Here is a 21077-nt window from a genome sequence, read left to right as displayed (position 1 = left end):
GAAACATGAAAAAAATACAATATACTTTAATTAGTTTTCTTAGTCTTTTGTTCATTCTTGTGAGTTGTCAGGAGGATGATGCAGAATTCGGAGAAGTTATTGCACCAAGTAATTTGGTGGTGTCAGCAGAAATTGCTGGGCAGGATAATGCAAATCCTTATGGGGATGGAACAGGCGTAGTTAATTTTACGGCAATCGCGGATAATGCCTTAACTTATAGGTATATAATTGAAGGTGTAGAGAGCAATACGATTTCTGGTGATTTTCAAAACTCATTTAGTACACTTGGAGTAAACACCTATGGAGTTACTGTTGTGGCTTACGGAACAGGTGGTGTTTCAACATCTACAATGATAGATGTAGAGGTCTTTGCAAATTATTCACCACCACAAGAATTAATTGATAAATTAATTGGAGACGGAACAAATGTTTGGAGATTGAAATCAGAATCTGCGGGTCACTTTGGTTTAGGACCAGTTGGTGGAACCGTAGTAGCTGAATGGTATTCTGCCGGAGCTGATGAAAAAGCGGGTGTTGGTATGTATGATGATCGTTTTATCTTTAATGAAGATGGTACATTCACTCATATTACAGATAATACAAATGACGATCCTACAACAGATACATCAGGAACTATTTTTGGTCGTGGGGGATTAGTATCCGAAATTGCTTCAGGAGGAACTGTTAACGGTGATGATGTAGAAAATGTACCTTACAGTGATTACACAGCAGATTGGGCTTTAATTGCTCCGGGTGGTGTAGAAACAATCAGTCTAAGTGGTACTGCTTTTATCTCGTATTATTTAGGTGGTAACCATACATATCAAATATTTGATAGATCTACTCCTAATGAAATTACCTTGAAGACAACGGATGGAAATGGAGATTTTGACTGGTGGTTTGTCTTAACGACTGACAGTGAAGATGCAGATGATTCGTTTACTAGTATTTACGATAGTTTAATTTGGTCTGATGAATTTGATGTAGATGGAGCACCAGATGCAACAAACTGGACTTACGATTTAGGTACAGGAGATAATGGTTGGGGAAATCAAGAACTACAATCTTATACTGATGATGCAGATAATGTTATTGTAGAAGAGGGTTTCTTAAAAATCACAGCTAAAGTAGATGGATCAGGTTATACTTCTGCAAGATTAAAATCTGAAGGTTTATATGACTTTACATATGGAAGAGTAGAAGTGAGAGCTAAATTACCAGCTTCTCTTGGTACATGGCCAGCAATTTGGATGCTTGGTGCAGATTACCAAACTAACACATGGCCTGCTTCAGGAGAAATAGACATTATGGAGCAAAAAGGACAAGATAAAAATACTGTTTTGTCTACTGTGCATCATCCTGCTGTATCTCCAGGTGCTGGAGATTCTGGTAGTACACAATTGTCAACTTCTACTTCAGAATTTCATAATTATACTGTTGAGTGGACACCTGAAGAACTTGTATTTTTAGTAGATGATACTGTATTTCATACAGTAGTAAATTCTGCAGACCTACCATTTAACAATGACTTTTTCTTAATCTTAAATGTTGCTATGGGTGGAACATTAGGAGGAACTGTAGCTTCTGATTTTACAGAAGATAGTATGGAAATTGATTATGTTAGAGTTTATCAATAAACAATAATATTTGTTTTGTTATATTAAGTATGGAGTAGCCCAATTAGTTGTTTGTCAATTGGGCTACCTTCCATAATTTTCTCAAAAATTTTTAATAAAAAAGTAAGTCAGATATAGGGAAATCAAACTTTTGATTTTTTTTGTAGAGGCTAACTATTGAATCAATATTTAAGTAAATGACCAATAATCCCATTTATATAGGAACCAAAAAAGCTTCAGTCGAAAATGAAGAAGTAAAAGGAGAATTAGTTATTCTTGACCATCAAGAGTTCTATAAAATTTCTAATAGCGATCAAATGAGACCATTCTTTATGAGTCTTGTAAATAATTCTAACCATTGGATGTTTGTTTCAAGTAATGGAGGATTAAGTGCTGGAAGAAAAAATTCTGAATATGCTTTATTTCCTTATTATACGGATGATAAAATTACAGAATTCGCTGATGTAACGGGACCTAAAACTATTTTTCAAGTTCATAAAAATGATAAAACATTTCTTTGGGAGCCGTTTTCAGATAAATATAAAGGGGTTTACGATATTAAAAGAAATCTTTATAAAAACGCTTATGGAAATAAGTTAGTTTTTGAAGAGATTAATATTGATTTAGGTTTAACTTTTAAATACGAATGGAATTCTAGTAATACCTTCGGATTTATAAAAAAATCAACCTTAATAAATAATACTTCAGAGGTTGTCAATGTAACCGTTTTAGACGGGTTACAAAACATTGTGCCATTTGGTATTGGAGCAGATATGCAAAACCAATACAGTAATTTGGTAGATGCTTATAAGAAAAATGAATTACAAAAAGATTCAGGTATTGGGATCTTTGCTTTAAGTGCAGTTATTGTAGATAAAGCAGAACCAAGTGAAGCTTTAAAAGCAAATATTGTTTGGTCTTTAGGTTTAAATAATCCTAAATATTTAGTGTCTTCACTTCAATTAAATAACTTTAGAAAAGGAATAGATATTAAACAAGAAGAAGATGTAAGAGCTGAAAAAGGCGCTTATTTTGTGTCTTCAGATTTAGAGTTGAAATCAAATGAAGCAAGCTCATGGATTTTTGTAGCTAACGTTAATCAAACGGCTAGTAACATCTGTGATATTTCAGAAAAAATTAAAAATGATGCTCAACTTTGGGATCATGTACAGAGCGATATTGATGAAGGAACTAAAAACCTTATCGACATTGCAGGTGCTGCAGATGGCATTCAACTTGGAGAAGATCAATTAAGAAATACAAGACATTTTGCAAACACGTTATTTAATGTAATGCGTGGTGGTATTTTTGATGATAACTATAACATTGAAAAAGCCGATTTTGTAAAATATATAAATAAAGCTAATAAAGAAGTCGCTAAAAATAAAGCTGAAATTTTAAATGCTTTACCAGAAATTTTTACGGTAGATGACGTTAAAGATTTAGCGAAAAAAGATACAGATTCAGATTTCAAGAGACTTTGTCTCGAGTATTTGCCATTAAAATTCAGTAGAAGGCATGGAGATCCAAGCAGACCTTGGAATAAATTTTCGATCAATACAACCAATGAAATAGATGGTTCTAAAATCTTAGATTATCAAGGAAACTGGAGAGATATTTTTCAAAACTGGGAAGCTTTAGCGCATGCATATCCTGAGTTTATTGAAGGAATGATTCATAAATTTCTTAACGCAACCACTTTTGAAGGTTACAACCCTTACCGTGTTACTAAAGACGGATTTGATTGGGAAGTTATAGAAGAAGACGATCCATGGTCTTACATCGGGTATTGGGGAGATCACCAAATTATCTATTTACTGAAGTTTTTAGAGTTTATAGAAAAACATTACCCTTCAACTTTAGCAGATTCTTTTAAAGAAAATGTATTTGTATTTGCTAACGTACCTTATAAAATTAAGAGTTACGAAGAAACATTACAAAACCCAAAGGATACGATTGATTTTGATCACAATTTAAATCAAAAAATAACAGAAGAACGTGCTAAGATTGGTGTTGATGGGGCTTTATTAAAAGATAAAAACAATTCTATTTACAAAGTTAATTTAGTTGAAAAACTATTAGTAACGGTGTTAGCAAAGGTGTCTAATTTTATTCCAGAAGGTGGAATTTGGTTAAATACACAACGACCAGAATGGAACGATGCAAACAACGCACTTGTTGGCAATGGCGTTTCAATGGTAACGTTATATTATTTAGAGCGTTTCTTAAATTTCTTTGAAAAAGTAGTTGCTAATTCTGAATTAGAAACAGTTGAGATTTCAGAAGAATTACATCAGTTCTTTACCAAAGTTGTAGAAACTTTATCAAGCAATAAAGCTGTTTTAAGTGCTGCAATTTCTAACGAAGACAGAAAAACTATTTTAGACGGCTTAGGAAAAGCAGGTAGCACTTACCGTATGGCTATTTATAAATCTGGTTTTAAAAATGAAAAAGCTTCAATTTCTAAAACAGATTTAATAGAATTCTTTACCGTTGCAAAACAATATTTAGAGCACACTATAAAAGCAAATAAGCGTACAGATAGTTTATATCATGCTTATAACTTAATGACGGTTGAGAATGATAAGGAAGTTTCTATTTCTTATTTATCTGAAATGTTAGAGGGGCAAGTTGCTGTTTTAAGTTCAGGCTATTTATCTTCAAAAGAAGCTTTGGAAGTCTTAAACGCTTTAAAAGCAAGTGCTTTATTTAGAGCAGATCAGTACAGCTATATTTTATATCCAAATAAGCAATTAGCACGTTTTGTAGATCGAAATAACGTTCCTGATAGTGCTGTTAATAATTCTAAATTATTACAAGAATTATTAAAAAATAACAACAAACAAATCATTGAAAAAGATGTTTTAGGGCAATATCATTTTAACGGTAATTTTAATAATGCAGAAAGTTTAAAAGCGGCCATTGCAGAATTACCGGAAAGTTATAAAGCATTAGCAGAAAAAGAAAAAAGCGAATTATTAGCTGTTTTTGAAGGAGTGTTTAATCATAAATCATTTACAGGACGTTCTGGTACTTTCTATGGCTACGAAGGTTTAGGGTCTATCTATTGGCACATGGTTTCTAAGTTATTATTAGCGGCACAAGAAAATTGTATAAAAGCGATTAATAATAATGAAAGTGAAGCAATAATCGGAGGCTTATTAGATCATTATTACGAAATAGGTGAAGGCATTGGTGTACATAAATCACCAGAATTATATGGTGCTTTTCCAACTGATCCTTATTCTCATACGCCAGGAGGAAAAGGAGCACAGCAACCAGGAATGACAGGTCAGGTAAAAGAAGATGTGTTATGCCGTTTTGGTGAATTAGGTGTTTTTGTTGAAGATGGTAAACTTTATTTTAATCCAAGACTTTTAAGAAGAGAAGAGTTTTTAAAATCAGCATCAGAATTCAATTATACAAACATTGCTAAATCTTCTAAAACAATTCAATTAGAGAAAAATTCACTTTGTTTTACTTATTGTCAAGTGCCTATTATCTATCAATTAGAAGATGATAATAAGATTGAAGTACTGTTAAATGATGGTTCTGTAAAAGTGTTTAATGATTTAAAACTTGATAAAAACATCAGCGATAAAATCTTTAAGCGTTCAGGAGAAGTTGATCAAATTAGAGTTTCAATAAAGAAATAGTAAACTATTTAGTATGAATCATTTTATAAAATCTGCCGTATTTGTTTTGGTATCGTTACTTGTATTTTCATGTAACAATACAAAAAAAGAAGAAAGTAACTCAAAACCTGTTGAAGAAACAGCGGTTTTAAGTGCTAAGGATATCTTAGGGAACCCTGAGTATTTAGCGATTTCTTACGGTGGTTATAGAGCAAATTCAAGAGATGTACAACCAACACTTCTAGAGTTAAAAGAAGACATGAAGCTTCTAAATGCTATGGGAATAAAAGTGCTTAGAACATATAATGTTCATTTTAATCAGGCAGCAAATTTGTTAAAAGCAATTTCAGAACTGAAAGATGAAGATTCAAGTTTTGAGATGTACGTGATGCTTGGTATTTGGATAGATTGTAAAAATGCTTTTGGTACAGGTGATGGAGAAGCGATTCATACAGAAGGAAGTGATCGAAATCCTGTTGAGGTAAATACAGCGGTAGCTTTAGCAAACCAATACCCTGATATTGTAAAAATATTGACTGTTGGTAATGAGGCTATGGTAACTTGGGCAACCAGTTATTATGTAACACCAGATATCATTTTAGGATGGGTAAATCATCTTCAAAATTTAAAAAAATCAGGAGATTTGCCTTCAGATTTATGGATTACAAGCTCGGATGATTATTCTTCTTGGGGAGGTGGAGATGCGAGTTATCACACCGAAGATTTAGAAAAATTAGCTCATGCTGTAGATTATATTTCTATGCATACTTACCCTTATCATAATTCGTATTACAATGCAAAGTTTTGGAAAGTACCTGAGTCAGAAGCAACCTTATCAGATAAAGAAAAGGTCGATGCAGCTATGTTGCGTGCTTTAGATTTTGCAAAAACACAGTATTATAGTGTTTCAAATTACATGAAAAGTATTGGTGTTAATAAACCAATTCATATTGGTGAAACTGGTTGGGCAACAATTTCTAATGGGCATTATGGTGTAAATGGCTCTAGAGCTACAGACGAATATAAACAAGGGTTGTACTATAAACATCTACGTGAATGGACAAGTAAAGAAAATATTAGCTGTTTCTATTTTGAAGCTTTTGATGAACAATGGAAAGATGCCGCAAATAAAGACGGTTCAGAAAATCACTTTGGATTAATAAATCTTAAAAGCGAAGCGAAATACCCGTTATGGAATTTGGTAGATGAAGGTGTTTTTGAAGGTTTAACTAGAGATGGTAAAGCAATCACAAAAACGTATAGCGGTAATCTAGAAGCATTAATGAAAGCCGTTTTAGTACCAAATACAGAATATCCTAAATAAATGATGAAGAAATTTTTAATCATAACTCTTGTTTTAATTGCTTTTGTATCGTGTAAAAATGAAACAAAAAAAATTCCAGAACCTATTGACGATGTTGTGTCTGTTACAGATGTTGTTTCAGTTTCAGAAAGACAATTATTACTAAATGATGAAACGTATTTAATTAAGGGTATTTGTTATCATCCGGTTCCTAAAGGAAGTCCTAATAAAAGAGATTTTAGTACGCTAACTCAAGATTTAGATCTTATGGTTAAGGCTGGGATTAATACGATTAGAGTATATGCGCCAATTTCTGATGAAAAAGTACTCGATGAGATTGCAGAAGCGGGTATAAAAGTAATCATGGGATTCGGGTACAAACAAGATGGTCATTATGATATCTATTCAGGGACTTTTATAGATTTAGTAAATAAATTTAAAAACCATAAAGCCATTTTAATGTGGGAATTAGGGAACGAATATAATTATCATCCTGAATGGTTTGAAGGCGATATTAAAAATTGGTACAACGCAATGAATACTGCTGCAGGTATTATTCACCAAAATGATTCTTCGCACCCAGTAACAACAGCGCATGGAGATTTGCCTAATGAGTTAGCACGTTCATTGAGTCCAAATATTGATGTTTGGGGAATGAATGTTTACCGATCAATACGACCAGAAACCATCTTTGAGCAATGGAAAGAAGTAAGTACAAAACCGATGTATTTGTCAGAAACGGGTGCTGATAGCTACATGCAAATTGCAAATGAAGGTTATGCGCAAGGTGTTAATGAAAAAGCACAAGCAGATGCAACAACCATTATTTTAAATAAGACGTTTGCAGATCAAGATGTATGCTCTGGAGTGACGTTATTTTCATTTACCGACGGGTGGTGGAAAGCAGGTAATGATGATGTACAAGATACAGGAGGAACAGCACCAAACAGTACTGGAGTTCCTTTTGATGGTAGCCCAAATGAAGAATTTTGGGGTATTGTAGATATCGATAGAAATAAGAAAGAAGTTTACACAGTTGTAAAAGATATTTACACCAATGTAAATAAAACGAAAAATTAAATAACACAGATATGAAACGAACAAGGATCAGCCTAATGGCGCTCTTAATTTTAGCTGTAGTAAGTTGTGCTCCTGAGAAGAAGAAGGACGACACTTTAAAAGTTGAAGTTTACGAAACTTCAGAAAGTGGTAATAAGCTAACAAGAATTACGGAATTTACAGAAGTAGATTCTGCTGCTGTAATTAAAATTTTACCAGAAAAAACGTTTCAAACTATAACAGGTTTTGGAGGGTCTTTTACAGAATCTTCAGCTTATTTATTGAACAAATTAAGTAAGAAAAATAGAGATACAATTTTACAGGCTTATTTCGCAGAAGATGGCGCACGTTATTCTTTAACGAGAACGCATATTGCTTCATGCGATTTTTCTTTAAGTAACTATACATATGCACCTGTTGTAGATGATATGGAATTAAAGAGCTTTAATATAGAGGAAGATCGTGATGATTTAATTCCCATGATTAAAGATGCTCAAGCGATTTCAAAAGATGGATTTAACATTATTGCTTCACCTTGGTCTTCACCACCATGGATGAAAGATAACAAAGCCTATGTTGGTGGTAAATTATTGCCAGAATACTACGATACTTTTGCATTGTATTTTTCTAAATACTTAGATGCTTACAAAGCTGAAGGAATTGATATTTGGGGATTAACACCGGTAAATGAACCTCACGGAAATGGGAATAACTGGGAAAGTATGCACTTTACACCAGCGGAAGAAACGGATTTTGTTCAAAATCATTTAGGACCAAAATTAGAAACTGTTGGTTTTGGAGACGTAAATATCTTAGGTTATGATCAGAATAGAAAAGGGATAAATGAATGGGTAGATGAAATGTATAAAGATGAAGCTTCTTCAAAATATTTCGATGGTTTAGCTATTCACTGGTACGAGAGTACGTATGATTATTTTCCAGAAGAATTACAATACGCACATGACAAAGCGCCAAATAAATACCTTATAGAAACTGAAGGTTGTGTAGATTCTGAAATTCCAAAATGGCAAGATGATGCTTGGTACTGGCAGAAAGAAGCTACAGATTGGGGTTGGGATTGGGCTTCAGATGAAGACAAACATCTACATCCAAAATATTCACCAGTAAATCGCTATGCAAGAGATATTATTGGTTGTCTTAACAATTGGGTAGACGGATGGGTAGACTGGAATATGGTTTTAGACCGTCAAGGTGGACCAAACTGGTTTGAAAACTGGTGTGTTGCGCCTGTGATTGTAGATCCAGATGCTGATGAGGTTTACTTTACACCACTTTATTATACGATGGCTCACTTTAGTAAATACATAAGACCAGGGGCAGAAGTTATTGATATTGAAAATGCAGATAAAGACCTTATGGTTACTGCAGCTAAGAATCCAGATAATTCTATCGCAATTGTGATTTTTAATGAAGGTAAGCAATTCAAAAATTTCACTTTAGCGCTTGGTGATAAAACTGTAAAGGTTAAAATAAGCGGACAAGCGATTCAAACAATAATGATTCCAACTAAAACTAAATAATTATGTCCACAATTGCCAATAAAGTGCCATTAGGTCAAAAAGTTGCTTTTGGATTAGGAATGCTTGCAAATCAAATGTTTCCTGCTGTTATTGGTATATTCATTGTGGTTTTAGTTAAAGATTTAGGTTTTCCGGGTTGGATGTGGGGCGTTGTTTCTTTAGCTCCAAGAATTTTTGATGCTATAACTGACCCAATTATGGGTTATATCTCAGATAATACCAAATCTAGATGGGGAAGACGTAGGCAATATGTGTTTATCGGAGCTATTATAATGGGGGTTGCGTTTATAATTATGTGGCAACTCTTTAGAGAAAATTCACTTGATTATAATTTTTGGTACTTTTTACTAACATCCTTTATGTTTTATTTAGGCTTAACCATTTTTAGTGTGCCTTACGTAGCCATGGGTTATGAAATGAGCGATGATTTTCATGAGCGTACTAGTATTATGGCTGTATCGCAGTGGATTGGTCAATGGGCTTGGGTAATAGCACCTTGGTTTTGGGTTATAATGTATGATCCAGAATGGTATCCTACTGCAGATGTTGCTGTAAGAGAATTAGCTGTTTGGGTCGGTATTATTTTTGCGATTTGTGCTATGGTGCCAGCTATTTTTATTAAAAGTAGGTCAACAGTTAATGAAAATTATTCAGCACTAACGATTAAGAATATTGGAGGTAGTTTAAAGGAAATTGGAGACAATTTTGTAGAAGCATTCAAATCCGAACCTTTTAAAAAACTGTGTTTTGCGACATTCTTTGTCTTTAATGCCTTTAATACCGTGGCTAGTTTTACATTTTTTATAATTGTTTACTATCTTTTTAATGGAGATGCCGCCGCTGCAGGTATATGGCCTACATTATTTGGAAGTATAGGAGCTTTAGTTACAACGTTTTTAGTAATTCCTATCGTAGCAAAAATGTCTAAAGTATTAGGGAAAAAACAAGCATTTATGGTCTCACAAGGTATTTCTGTGATAGGTTACATTATGCTCTGGTTTTTATTTATTCCAGGAAAACCTTATCTGTTTTTATTTGCTTTACCGTTTTTCTCTTTTGGAATAGGGGGGTTATTTACACTTATGATGTCTATGACGGCAGATGTAATTGATTTAGACGAACTACATACAGGTAAACGACGCGAAGGTGTTTTTGGAGCGATATACTGGTGGATGGTTAAATTTGGTTTTGGTATAGCAGGCGGATTAAGTGGTGCCATATTATCAATTATTGGATTTGATTCTTTGTTAGATGTTCAATCGGAAAATGCTATAACGGGCTTAAGGCTATTCTTTTCAGGATTACCTATTTTAGGTACTTTAGTAGCAATGTACATTATGCGAAATTATGATCTTACCGAAGAACGTTCAAATAAAATACGTGCAGAATTAGATCAGCGTAAAGCAGAATCACTAAGATAAAATATAAAAATTATTTTTTTTTAGATATCTGCTGTGATAAATGCTATAAAATTTAACAATGGTGTTTATATTGCAATAATCACGACTGTTAATAGTTTTAAAACAATAAAACTAGTTAAAAACTAGTTTTTAATATTTTTAAAAGTAAATTTAAAGAGCGTATGTTATATGCTCTTTTTTTTATTTTAATAAAAACATAAAAAATGACAACACTAAAAGAATTAGCTGCACTTTTAAATATTTCTGTTTCAACCGTTTCAAAGGCATTAAATGATAGTCACGAGATTAGTGAGAATACTAGAACACGTGTTAAAGAATTAGCGACAAAGCTAAATTACAAACCAAATAGAATAGCGCAGCAATTAAAGACAAATAAGTCTAAAACAATTGGTGTTATACTTCCTACAGTAACTAATCCGTTTTTTGCAGAAGTACTTCATGGTATAGAGAAAACAGCAACTCAGAGCGGATATGATATTATAGTTTGTTTATCTAATGAAACCTTCTTAAAAGAGGAACGTAGTTTAGAGTTGTTGTCTAATGGAAGTGTTGATGGTTTTATTATTGCTGTGGCGAGAGAAAGCCAAGTTGAGGCAAAAACTGAGCACATAAAAGCAGCCATTAAAAGTAAAAAACCTGTCTTAATGTTTGATAGAGTCATCCATGATATTGAGTGTAATAAGGTGATTGTAGATGATTTTCAATCGGTTTATGAAGCTGCAGAATATTTAATAATTAATGATAAGCGAAAACATATTCTATTAGTTAGTAATATTGAAGAGTTGAGTGTAGGTAAATTAAGAATAGAAGGTTATACAAAGGCATTAGAAGATCATAAATTAGAAACTTATGTATTAAATTTTGATCATGCGGTAGATATGGATATAGAGACCAAGATTTATAATTATCTTAAAGCTAACCCTTCTATTGATGCTATTCTCTCAATTGATCATATTACAGGGATTGTAGCTATCAACATGGCTAAGAAATTAGGAAGAGAAATTCCGAAAGATTTATCAGTTATAGGTTTTGGATATGAACATACTCAGGTTTTATCGAGTCCTAAAATTTCAATTATTCATCAAAAAGCACACGATATAGGCGAAATGTCTACGAAATTATTGATAGAGAATATTAATAATGAAGAATTAAATGTACGAACCATCGTAGTTCCTAGTGAACTTCAATTGAGTGAATCTGTGCAATAAATAGAAAGTTTAAAACAAAAAAAAGCCTGATTTTCATCAGGCTTTTTTGTTTTGCTTTTTTTGAGCTAATTATAGATCTTCTACTTTGTTAGAAGCTTTAGTTGCAGCATCACTTCCTGCTTTTTTAGCATCTTCAACAGCGATAGTTCCTTTGGTTTTTGCTTTGTCAACAGCATCGCTACCTTTTTGTTTTGCATCGCTAGCAGCAGCTTTTACGTCATCAGACATAGACTCAGCATCTTTTTCTATACTGTCTATAGCCTTATCAGCCGCAGCTTCAGCATCATCCAAAGCTTCATTAGAAGAATCAGCCGCGTCATCTAAAGCTTTTTCAATGTCATCACCTGCTTCATCCATAGCTTCACCAGCTTCATTCATTGCATTGTCAATTTTATCTTCAGTTTTTTCTTCTGTCTCTCTACAAGACGTAAATGATAATCCTAAAACAGCGACTAGAGCTAAACTTAATACAACTTTTTTCATTTTAATAGTTTTAATGTTAATATAAATTTTCAATTGGTTACGTTGATTAATTCTACGTACATGTTTGATAAATACGAAAGTAATACCAGATTTGGACGTCGATTGAGTTAATTAATTTTCTAATTCTAAAAAATATAAATTTATATTTACAGATGGATATATCTTTTTAAAAGGAATGATTTCAGAATAACAATTCAGCATCTTGTAGGTAAATGTTTTTAATAAGAAATAATTAAATAAGTCACCATAATGATTATAGATTTTAACTATAAAAATTTCAGTTTTATCGTATTATTTTGTTTTTCATTTTTGAGTTTTTCACAGACTAATAAAGACGAGAAGAAAATAATAAATGCTGTAGACGCTAACATAAACAAAGCGATTGGTTTAATCAAGGAGTCCGTGAATATGAATAGCGGTACCATGAATTTTACTGGGGTAAAAGCAGTTGGTAACCTTTTTAAAGGGGAACTGGATAAATTAGGTTTTGAAACTCACTTAACTAACGGCGAATCCTACGGAAGAGCAGGGCATCTAATTGCAACACGAAAGGGGGGAAAAGGGCCTAAATTTTTAATGATAGGACATTTAGATACTGTTTTTGAGTTAGACAGTCCGTTTCAAGAATATACTATGCTTAATGATTCTATAATAAAAGGACCTGGTGTAGCGGATATGAAAGGAGGAGATGTCATTATTATTTTGGCAATGCAAGCTTTACAAAAGGCGGGACTTTTAGACGATATGTCTATAGAAATTATAATGACTGGAGATGAAGAAAAAAGTGGTAAACCTTTAGAGTTATCTAAGAAAGATTTAATTGATGCAGCTAAACGTGCAGATATTGCTCTAGGCTTTGAAAACGGTGATAATAACCCTAAAACTATTGTAGTATCTCGGAGAGGTTCTACAGATTGGAAATTAAGGGTAACTGGTAATCCAGCACATTCTTCTCAAGTTTTTACAGAAACTGTTGGTACAGGTTCAATTTATGAAACCTCAAGGATTTTAAATGCGTTTTACTTACAACTGGCCAACGAAAAGGATCTAACTTTTAATCCTGGATTTATAATAGGAGGGACTTCTTTAAGTGAAAATGAAGATGGAACAGGTGGTCAGGCCTTGGGGAAAACTAATGTGGTGTCTCAAGAAACGATGGTTCGTGGAGATCTGAGAGCAGTATCTTTAGAGCAATTAAAAAAAGCTAAGGAAACGATGCAAAAAATTGTTGCTGAGAGTTATCCAAAAACAAAAGCAGAACTAACATTCTCTTCAGGAGGGTATCCTCCTTTAACTTTAACAGAAGGGAATACCAAATTACTTGGTTATTTTAATACAGTAAGTAAAGATTTAGGCTTTGGTTCCGTAACAGCTGTAAATCCCAGAAATGCTGGTGCTGCTGATATTTCTTTTACTTCAGAATATGTAGATATGGCCATCGATGGTTTAGGGCTTACAGGGGGTGGAGGTGATCATACTATAGATGAAACAGGTAATTTAAATACAGTAGCAGTACAAGCAAAAATTACTGCAGTTTTAATGTATAGATTAGTGAATTCTAAATTGTAATACTTATAAATTTAAATAAGCCATAATTTTAAGTACAGCTCCTTTATGAGATGCTATATAAGATTTTGTAATATGTCCTTGATTTTTTCTTAAAACATCATTTGTAATTAAAGCATTTAATGTAGATTTAAAAGCAGTAGAACTTTCTAAACTCGTTACACCACCCAAGTTAATAAGAGATTTAGCTTCAGGGAATTTTTCATAATTTTTACCAATAAGAATAGGAATACCAAAAACGGCTGGTTCTAAAATGTTATGCAGTCCTGTTGCGCCAGCTCCACCGCCTACATAGGCAATATCGGCATAACTGTAAACCTTGCTTAGATAGCCAATAGTATCTAGAATAAATACATTGTAATTTGCTAAATTATCTTCAGGTTTTAATTCTGAAAAACAAATAGTCTTTACATTTAATTGTGATTTTAAAGATGAAATATAACTCGGTTTTATATTATGTGGAGCAATAATAAATTTTACGTTTGAAGTAGAATTGTTATTAATATAATCGAGGTATAACTTGTCATCTTCAGGCCAACTACTACCAAAAACGACACATAATTGATCATTTTTAAAATTTTCAATAAATGAAACCGAATTATCAACCTTTAGTTGGTTAGAAACTCTATCGAACCTTGTATCTCCAGAGACGGAAACCAAATTATAATTGATGTTTTTAAGTAGTTTTTTTGAATTTTCATCTTGGGTAAAAATATGTTTGAAAGCAAATAATGCAGATTTTATATAACTGCCATACCATTTAAAAAAAGCTTGATCTTTTCTAAATACTGCAGAAATAAGAATGGCATTTAAGTTTTGTCTTTTAATTTCATGTAAAAAATTTGGCCAGATTTCGTATTTTACAAATAGAATATATTCAGGATGAACAAGGTCTAGAAATTGTTTAGCATTTGTAGCGGTGTCAAGAGGAAGATACACCACAACATCTGCAATTTTAGTGTCTTTTCTAACCTCAAAACCTGATGGAGAGAAAAAAGATAATACCACTTTATAATCGGGATGCTTAATTTTTAAAGCTTCAAAAACGGGTAAGCCTTGTTCATATTCGCCTAATGAAGCACAATGGAACCAAAATGTTTTGTCTTCTGGTTTAAGCGCTTTTTTAAGTTTTGAAAAAGTGTTTTTACGGCCATCAACGCCTTGCTTCAATTTAGAATTGAATAAGGCTAAGCATTTAATAACAAAACTTGCAATATAAATTCCTATGGAGTAGAGTAGTTTCAAAAAAAAGATTTGTGCTAAAATACATTTCTTTCAATTAATTACATTGCTATAGCGCTCACAATTTTGTATTTTCGCTTAGAGCTTTTAGCTTGTTTATTTACACATTAAAATGTAATCTTCAGAATGAAAAAAATACAGATGGTTGACTTACAAAGTCAATATGCCAAAATTAAAGATATAGTAGATCCTTCAATTCAAGAAGTCATGGATAGTGCTGCGTTTATTAACGGGCCAAAAGTTCATCAGTTTCAAAAAAATCTTGAGGATTATTTAGGGGTTAAACATGTTATTCCATGTGCAAACGGTACCGATGCTTTACAGATTGCCATGATGGGTTTGGGTTTAAAGCCAGGTGACGAAGTTATTACTGCTGACTTTACGTTTGCAGCAACCGTTGAGGTTATTGCTTTATTACAATTAACTCCGGTTTTAGTTGATGTAGACCCTATAAGTTTCAATATCGATGTAGAAGCAATTAAAAAAGCCATTACACCAAAAACAAAGGCAATTGTCCCTGTTCATTTATTTGGCTTACCAGCCGATATGGATGCGATTATGGATTTAGCTAAAGAACATGATTTATATGTTATTGAAGATAACGCACAAGGTATTGGTGCAGAATATACACATCGTGATGGTTCTAAAACCAAAACAGGTGCTATAGGCCATGCAGCTTCAACTTCTTTCTTTCCTTCTAAGAATTTAGGGTGCTATGGAGATGGTGGTGCAATTTTTACAAATGACGACGAATTAGCACATAAAATTAGAGGTATTGTAAATCATGGTATGTACGAACGTTACCACCATGATGTAGTTGGAGTAAATTCGCGTTTAGATTCAATTCAAGCAGCAGTTTTAGATGCTAAATTACCACACTTAGATACCTATAACGCAGCCAGAAGAAGTACAGCTATAAAATATAATGAGGCTTTTAAAAATCATCCAAATATTGTAACACCTAGTGGGTTAATCCAATGTGGTGAGATTTGCGATACTTGTGATTGCCATGTTTTTCATCAATATACACTTAATTTAAAAGATGTAGATAGAGATGCTTTAGTATCCCATTTACAAGCGCAGAATATTCCCTGTGGTGTTTACTACCCAATTCCGTTACATAGACAAAAGGCTTACTTAGATGAGCGCTATAATGAGGCTGATTTTACAGTAACAAATCAGTTAATAAAGTCAGTAATTTCTTTACCAATGCATACAGAATTAGAAGATGATCAAATTGAATTTATTACAAGTACAGTTTTAAATTTTATAGCGACAAATAAATAATAAGAAATAAGCGTGTTAAATGGTTTATCACTTAAATGTGATTGATATAATAGCATGTAACTTTCAAAAGTAAGATATAAAACACATGAAAATTTTAGTGACAGGCGGTTTAGGCTTTATTGGCTCTCATACCGTTGTAGAATTACAGAATGAAGGCTACGAAGTAGTTATTATAGATAATTTGTCTAACTCTACTATTGATGTGTTGGACGGAATAACTGCAATCACCAATAAAAAACCAATTTTTGAAAAGTTGGATTTAAAGGTAAAGTCTGACGTTCAAGATTTTTTTAAACGTCATAATGATATTGTTGGAACGATTCATTTTGCTGCAAACAAAGCAGTAGGCGAGAGTGTTGCAGAACCATTAATGTATTATGAAAATAATATAACCACGTTAATTTATTTGCTTCAAGAATTGAAAGGCTTAAGTCAGAAAAATTTTATTTTTAGTTCTTCTTGCACGGTTTACGGACAGGCAGATGAGTTACCAATAACTGAAAATGCACCAGTAAAACCAGCAGAATCACCTTACGGAAATACAAAGCAGATTGGTGAGGAAATAATAAGAGATACATGTCGTGTTAATGGGGACATTAAAGCTATTGCATTGCGCTATTTTAACCCTATAGGTGCGCATGAGAGCACTGAAATTGGTGAATTACCGCTTGGTGTACCTCAAAATTTAGTTCCTTATATTACGCAAACAGCCATTGGTATGCGTGAGCAACTTTCTGTATTTGGCGGTGATTATCTCACTTCAGATGGAACCTGTGTACGAGATTATATTCATGTCGTTGATTTAGCTAAAGCACATGTGTTGGCCTTACAACGTTTACTAAATGTTAAAAATGATTCTAATTATGAGTTTTTTAATCTAGGAACAGGAACAGGAAGTACTGTTTTAGAAGCCGTTCAATCTTTTGAGCGTGTTTCTGGTAAAGCTTTAAATTACAAAATTGTAGATAGAAGAGAAGGGGACGTTACAGCTGCTTATGCTGAAACTTCTAAAGCTAATAATGTACTAGGTTGGAAAACTGAATTAACGTTAGATGATGCGATGTCTGCAGCCTGGAAATGGGAACAAAAAATCAGAACAAAATAAAGGTCTATTTTGTTTTTATAATAGATACAATGTTTGAATCCATTACTTAATTTAAGTAATGGATTTTGTTTTTTAATTCAATTTTGAATTATTGAATGTGTAATGGAGCTTAAAGTAAACTAAGAATATACTAAAGGTTATGGTGTCTAATTTTTGATATCACAATACAAAAGCTTGTTAATCAGTATTTAACATTGATTTCTTGGAGTTGGTCATCTAAAGCCCTTTCTTTGCATGGAATGATAATTGAACAACATGAAATTGATTAGTATTAAAAGGGAGACCAAAACCGAAGGTCGCTTCACCAAAAAAATGGGTGTATTACAAACAAATGTCACCTATATTAAAAAACAATTTTTAAGTATTCCTTATAAGACAATTCACAAATATCGTGAGACTTATTACGGAGAAATTAAAGATTGTGAAGACTGCCAACTAGCGCGTTAGTTAACAATCTTTTCTTTTTTTCTTATTGTTAAAAATACCACTGAAGAGTAATATTATCATACCAGTGGTTACTGAAAGATCAGCAACATTAAAGATTCCTGTTCTAAAAACGCCACCTAAATCAATGTAGAAAAAGTCAGTGACTTCGCCAAATACTATACGGTCAAAGACATTGGCTATACCTCCTCCTACAATACAACAAAAGGCAATAAGACTCATACGGTCTAATTCCTTTGTCTTTAGTATATAATAAATAACGTAGCCTAGAACAAGTGTCGGCAAGACTAATAAGAAGACTAATCTTAAAGTTGGATTCATATCGCTACCCATACCTAAAAAGGCCCCTTTATTTTCAACCCAAATAAGTTGAAAATAATCTTTTATAACGTTAATTTGTCCCTTGCCTCCTTTAATCATGGTAGTTCTAACGATTACTTTTGATACTTGATCGATAGCAATGTTAAATATGATGAGGAGTGTAATAAATAAATTCCTATTCAAAATCTTGAGATTTAGGCGTTAGTTTTAAAAGTTGCTGAAGCTGTTTGTGCTTCGCGATTTATTTTCTTTACTAAACCTTGTAAAACTTTACCTGGTCCAACCTCTGTAAAAAGAGAAGCTCCGTCAGTAATCATTTGTTGTACAGATTGCGTCCAGCGTACAGGTGCAGTTAATTGAGAAATTAGATTAGCTTTAATTTCGTTTTCATCTGTAATTGCAGATGCTGTTACGTTTTGATATATTGGGCAATTTGGTTTACTAAAAGTAGTGTTTTCAATAGCAGCTGCTAATTCTTCTCGAGCAGGTTCCATTAAAGGTGAGTGAAAAGCACCACCAACAGGTAATACCAAAGCGCGTCTAGCTCCAGCTTCTTTTAAAGCTTCACAAGCTTTGTTTATAGCTTCAACTTCGCCCGAAATTACTAACTGGCCTGGGCAATTATAATTTGCAGGAACAACAATTCCTTCAATAGTTTTACAAATGTCTTCTACAATAGCATCTTCTAATCCTAAAACAGCAGCCATAGTACTTGGTTGTAATTCACACGCTTTTTGCATCGCTTGGGCTCTTTGAGAGACTAATTTTAATCCGTCTTCAAAAGTTAAAGCACCAGCGGCAACTAAAGCAGAAAATTCTCCAAGTGAATGACCAGCAACCATATCTGGTTTAAAGCTGTCTCCAAGTGTTTTTGCTAAAATTACAGAATGTAAAAAGATAGCAGGCTGGGTGACCTTTGTTTCTTTTAAGTCTTCAGCAGATCCTTCAAACATAATATCTGTAATATGAAAGCCTAAAATTTTATTAGCTTTCTCAAATAACTCTTGTGCTAAAGGTGAATTTTCGTATAGATCTAATCCCATTCCTGAGAATTGAGCACCTTGACCTGGAAATATATATGCGTTCATTTTTGTTCTAATTTTAGAGCTGCAAAAGTAACAATTAATTATTTATCGTTTTTAAGATTTTAACAGGATTACTACTACTGCTTTTTTATCTGTACTAGATGCAAGCCGCCTCAGCACAACGCTCTCCATCCATTGCAGCAGAAACAATACCACCAGCATAACCACCACCTTCTCCACATGGAAATAAATTAGTGATTTCAGGATGTTCTAAAGTTTCTGTTCTTGGGATACTTACAGGCGATGAGGTACGCGATTCTACACCAATAATATTAGCTTCTTCCGTATAATAACCTTTCATTTTTTCGCCAAAAGCTTTAAATCCTTTTCGTAAAGAACCACCAATTATTTTTGGTAATAACGAATGTAAAGGTGCCGATTTTAATCCCGGTTGGTATGAGGTTTCGTTTAAGCTGGATGATAATTTACCTTCTACAAAATCGGTTAGTCTTTGTGCTGGTGCAGATTGTCTTCGACCTCCTGATGTAAACGCTAAACGTTCTAAATCTTTTTGATATTCAAGCGCTTTCAAAGGCCCAAAATGTTCGTATTTGTAAAGGTCTTTGTCAGCATTAATTTCTGTTACAATCCCTGAATTTGCAAATTTATTATTTCGTTTTGAAGGCGACATGCCATTAACAACCACTTCTCCGTTTGCCGTTGCTGCAGGAACTATAAATCCACCAGGACACATACAGAAGGAATAAACACCTCTGTCATTTACTTGCTGTACTAAACTGTAAGATGCGGCAGGTAATAACTCATCACGTTGTTTGCCTTCGCAGTGATATTGAATGCCATCAATAATCTCTTGAGGGTGCTCTACACGAACGCCCATAGCAAACGATTTTGCTTCTAATTTGATTTTTTTGTCATTCAATAAATAGAAAATATCTCTAGCCGAATGTCCTGTGGCTAAAATCACTTTTTCAGTGTCTAGTTCTGTTCCGTTTAAAAGTTGAATGGCAACAATTTTATCATTCTTAATTGTGAAATCGGTAACACGAGTTTCAAAATGAACTTCGCCTCCAAATTTGATGATGTTTTCTCTAATATTCTGAACCACTTTAGGCAATTTATTAGTCCCAATGTGTGGATGTGCATCAACTAAAATCTGATCCGTTGCACCATGATACACTAAGTTTTCAAAAATTCTACGGACATCACCACGTTTTAAACTTCTGGTGTATAATTTACCATCACTATAAGTTCCGGCTCCCCCTTCTCCAAAGCAATAATTAGAATCTTCATCTACAAATTGATCTTGATTAATTGCTTTTAAATCCCGACGACGATCTTGTACATTTTTACCACGTTCTAAGACAATAGGTTTAAAACCGAGTTCTATGCAACGCAATGCGGCATACATCCCTGCAGGTCCAAAACCAATAATATGAACAGGTTTACCTTTAGAGACATCTTTGTAATCAAAATGATAATTGGAAGTCTCAGGCATAGGCTCATTAATGTAAACCTCTACTTTATAGTTGAACATAATGTTGCGCTTACGTGCATCAATAGATTTTCTTAAAATCTTGACTCCAGTAATTTCAGAAGATTTTATATCTAGATCGTAAGCTGCTTTATTAAGCAAGCCATCGGGTTGTCCTTCTTGGTGTAAATTGATGCGTAGTTGTAAGGCTTTTATCATGTTGCAAAATTAAAGAAAAGAAATGTTTTCAAAACTGTTATATAGTAATAAGTTATACGATTCGTATTTGAGTGTAGAGCATAAAAAAGCCACGTTATTTAACGTGACTT

The 21077-nt window shown here is 33.3% G+C and carries 16 protein-coding genes; 11 read left to right on the top strand and 5 right to left on the bottom strand.

Annotation, left to right across the window (positions count from 1 at the left end; translation table 11 throughout):
• The first annotated feature begins 5 nt into the window (after window positions 1-5).
• The 7 genes from HM985_RS04300 to HM985_RS04270 all read left to right on the top strand — a co-directional run bounded on the left by HM985_RS04300 (window position 6) and on the right by HM985_RS04270 (window position 11783).
• On the top strand, window positions 6-1637 hold the full coding sequence (locus tag HM985_RS04300; RefSeq protein ID WP_179375073.1) for a glycoside hydrolase family 16 protein: 1632 nt from the start codon (window positions 6-8) through the stop codon (window positions 1635-1637).
• Between the two features lie 176 nt (window positions 1638-1813).
• Complete coding sequence (locus tag HM985_RS04295; RefSeq protein WP_179375072.1) at window positions 1814-5272, top strand: hypothetical protein; 3459 nt, start codon at window positions 1814-1816, stop codon at window positions 5270-5272.
• 13 nt (window positions 5273-5285) lie between these two features.
• Complete coding sequence (locus tag HM985_RS04290; protein WP_179375071.1) at window positions 5286-6575, top strand: glycoside hydrolase family 17 protein; 1290 nt, start codon at window positions 5286-5288, stop codon at window positions 6573-6575.
• Window positions 6576-7634 (top strand): glycoside hydrolase family 2 TIM barrel-domain containing protein, encoded by a 1059-nt coding sequence (locus tag HM985_RS04285; RefSeq protein ID WP_246284954.1) that lies wholly within the window; start codon window positions 6576-6578, stop codon window positions 7632-7634.
• An 11-nt stretch (window positions 7635-7645) separates the two neighbouring features.
• Entirely contained in the window at window positions 7646-9154 is a 1509-nt protein-coding gene (locus HM985_RS04280; protein ID WP_179375070.1) for a glycoside hydrolase family 30 protein, read from the top strand.
• A 2-nt stretch (window positions 9155-9156) separates the two neighbouring features.
• Window positions 9157-10575, top strand: coding sequence for an MFS transporter (locus HM985_RS04275; protein ID WP_179375069.1), 1419 nt, complete (start codon window positions 9157-9159; stop codon window positions 10573-10575).
• Window positions 10576-10778: 203 nt separating this feature from the next.
• Window positions 10779-11783 (top strand): LacI family DNA-binding transcriptional regulator, encoded by a 1005-nt coding sequence (locus HM985_RS04270; RefSeq protein WP_179375068.1) that lies wholly within the window; start codon window positions 10779-10781, stop codon window positions 11781-11783.
• A gap of 69 nt (window positions 11784-11852) precedes the next feature.
• Here HM985_RS04270 and HM985_RS04265 read toward each other — a convergent pair whose 3' ends face one another.
• Window positions 11853-12266 (bottom strand): hypothetical protein, encoded by a 414-nt coding sequence (locus tag HM985_RS04265; protein WP_179375067.1) that lies wholly within the window; start codon window positions 12264-12266, stop codon window positions 11853-11855.
• Window positions 12267-12575: 309 nt separating this feature from the next.
• Here HM985_RS04265 and HM985_RS04260 point away from each other — a divergent pair, with 309 nt between their 5' ends.
• Window positions 12576-13835: a M20/M25/M40 family metallo-hydrolase gene (locus HM985_RS04260; protein WP_246284953.1), complete on the top strand. Its 1260-nt coding sequence runs from the start codon at window positions 12576-12578 to the stop codon at window positions 13833-13835.
• A gap of 3 nt (window positions 13836-13838) precedes the next feature.
• Here the strand turns inward: HM985_RS04260 and HM985_RS04255 are convergent, their stop codons facing one another.
• Window positions 13839-15077, bottom strand: coding sequence for a 3-deoxy-D-manno-octulosonic acid transferase (locus HM985_RS04255; protein WP_179375065.1), 1239 nt, complete (start codon window positions 15075-15077; stop codon window positions 13839-13841).
• Window positions 15078-15200: 123 nt separating this feature from the next.
• Here HM985_RS04255 and HM985_RS04250 point away from each other — a divergent pair, with 123 nt between their 5' ends.
• From HM985_RS04250 to HM985_RS17215, 3 genes are all read left to right on the top strand, one after another.
• The gene (locus HM985_RS04250; protein WP_179375064.1) at window positions 15201-16361 is read left to right on the top strand and encodes a DegT/DnrJ/EryC1/StrS family aminotransferase; all 1161 of its coding nucleotides are present in this window, start codon (window positions 15201-15203) and stop codon (window positions 16359-16361) included.
• Between the two features lie 85 nt (window positions 16362-16446).
• Window positions 16447-17466: a UDP-glucose 4-epimerase GalE gene (gene galE, locus HM985_RS04245; protein WP_179375063.1), complete on the top strand. Its 1020-nt coding sequence runs from the start codon at window positions 16447-16449 to the stop codon at window positions 17464-17466.
• A gap of 255 nt (window positions 17467-17721) precedes the next feature.
• Window positions 17722-17913, top strand: a complete 192-nt coding sequence (locus HM985_RS17215) for a hypothetical protein (RefSeq protein ID WP_246284952.1) — start codon at window positions 17722-17724, stop codon at window positions 17911-17913.
• Here HM985_RS17215 and lspA read toward each other — a convergent pair whose 3' ends face one another.
• The 3 genes from lspA to HM985_RS04230 form a co-directional block, all read right to left on the bottom strand.
• A complete protein-coding gene (lspA, locus tag HM985_RS04240) occupies window positions 17914-18414 on the bottom strand; it encodes a signal peptidase II (RefSeq protein ID WP_218843365.1) in 501 nt (166 codons plus the stop codon).
• 11 nt (window positions 18415-18425) lie between these two features.
• Complete coding sequence (gene fabD / locus HM985_RS04235) at window positions 18426-19319, bottom strand: ACP S-malonyltransferase (RefSeq protein ID WP_179375062.1); 894 nt, start codon at window positions 19317-19319, stop codon at window positions 18426-18428.
• A gap of 94 nt (window positions 19320-19413) precedes the next feature.
• A complete protein-coding gene (locus HM985_RS04230; RefSeq protein WP_179375061.1) occupies window positions 19414-20967 on the bottom strand; it encodes an NAD(P)/FAD-dependent oxidoreductase in 1554 nt (517 codons plus the stop codon).
• Window positions 20968-21077: the final 110 nt, after the last annotated feature.

The sequence above is a fragment of the Winogradskyella wichelsiae genome, from assembly GCF_013403925.1.
Lineage (GTDB): Bacteria > Bacteroidota > Bacteroidia > Flavobacteriales > Flavobacteriaceae > Winogradskyella > Winogradskyella wichelsiae.
The sequence above is the reverse complement of the archived record's forward strand: the minus strand, read 5'-3'. Positions and strand labels throughout refer to the sequence as shown.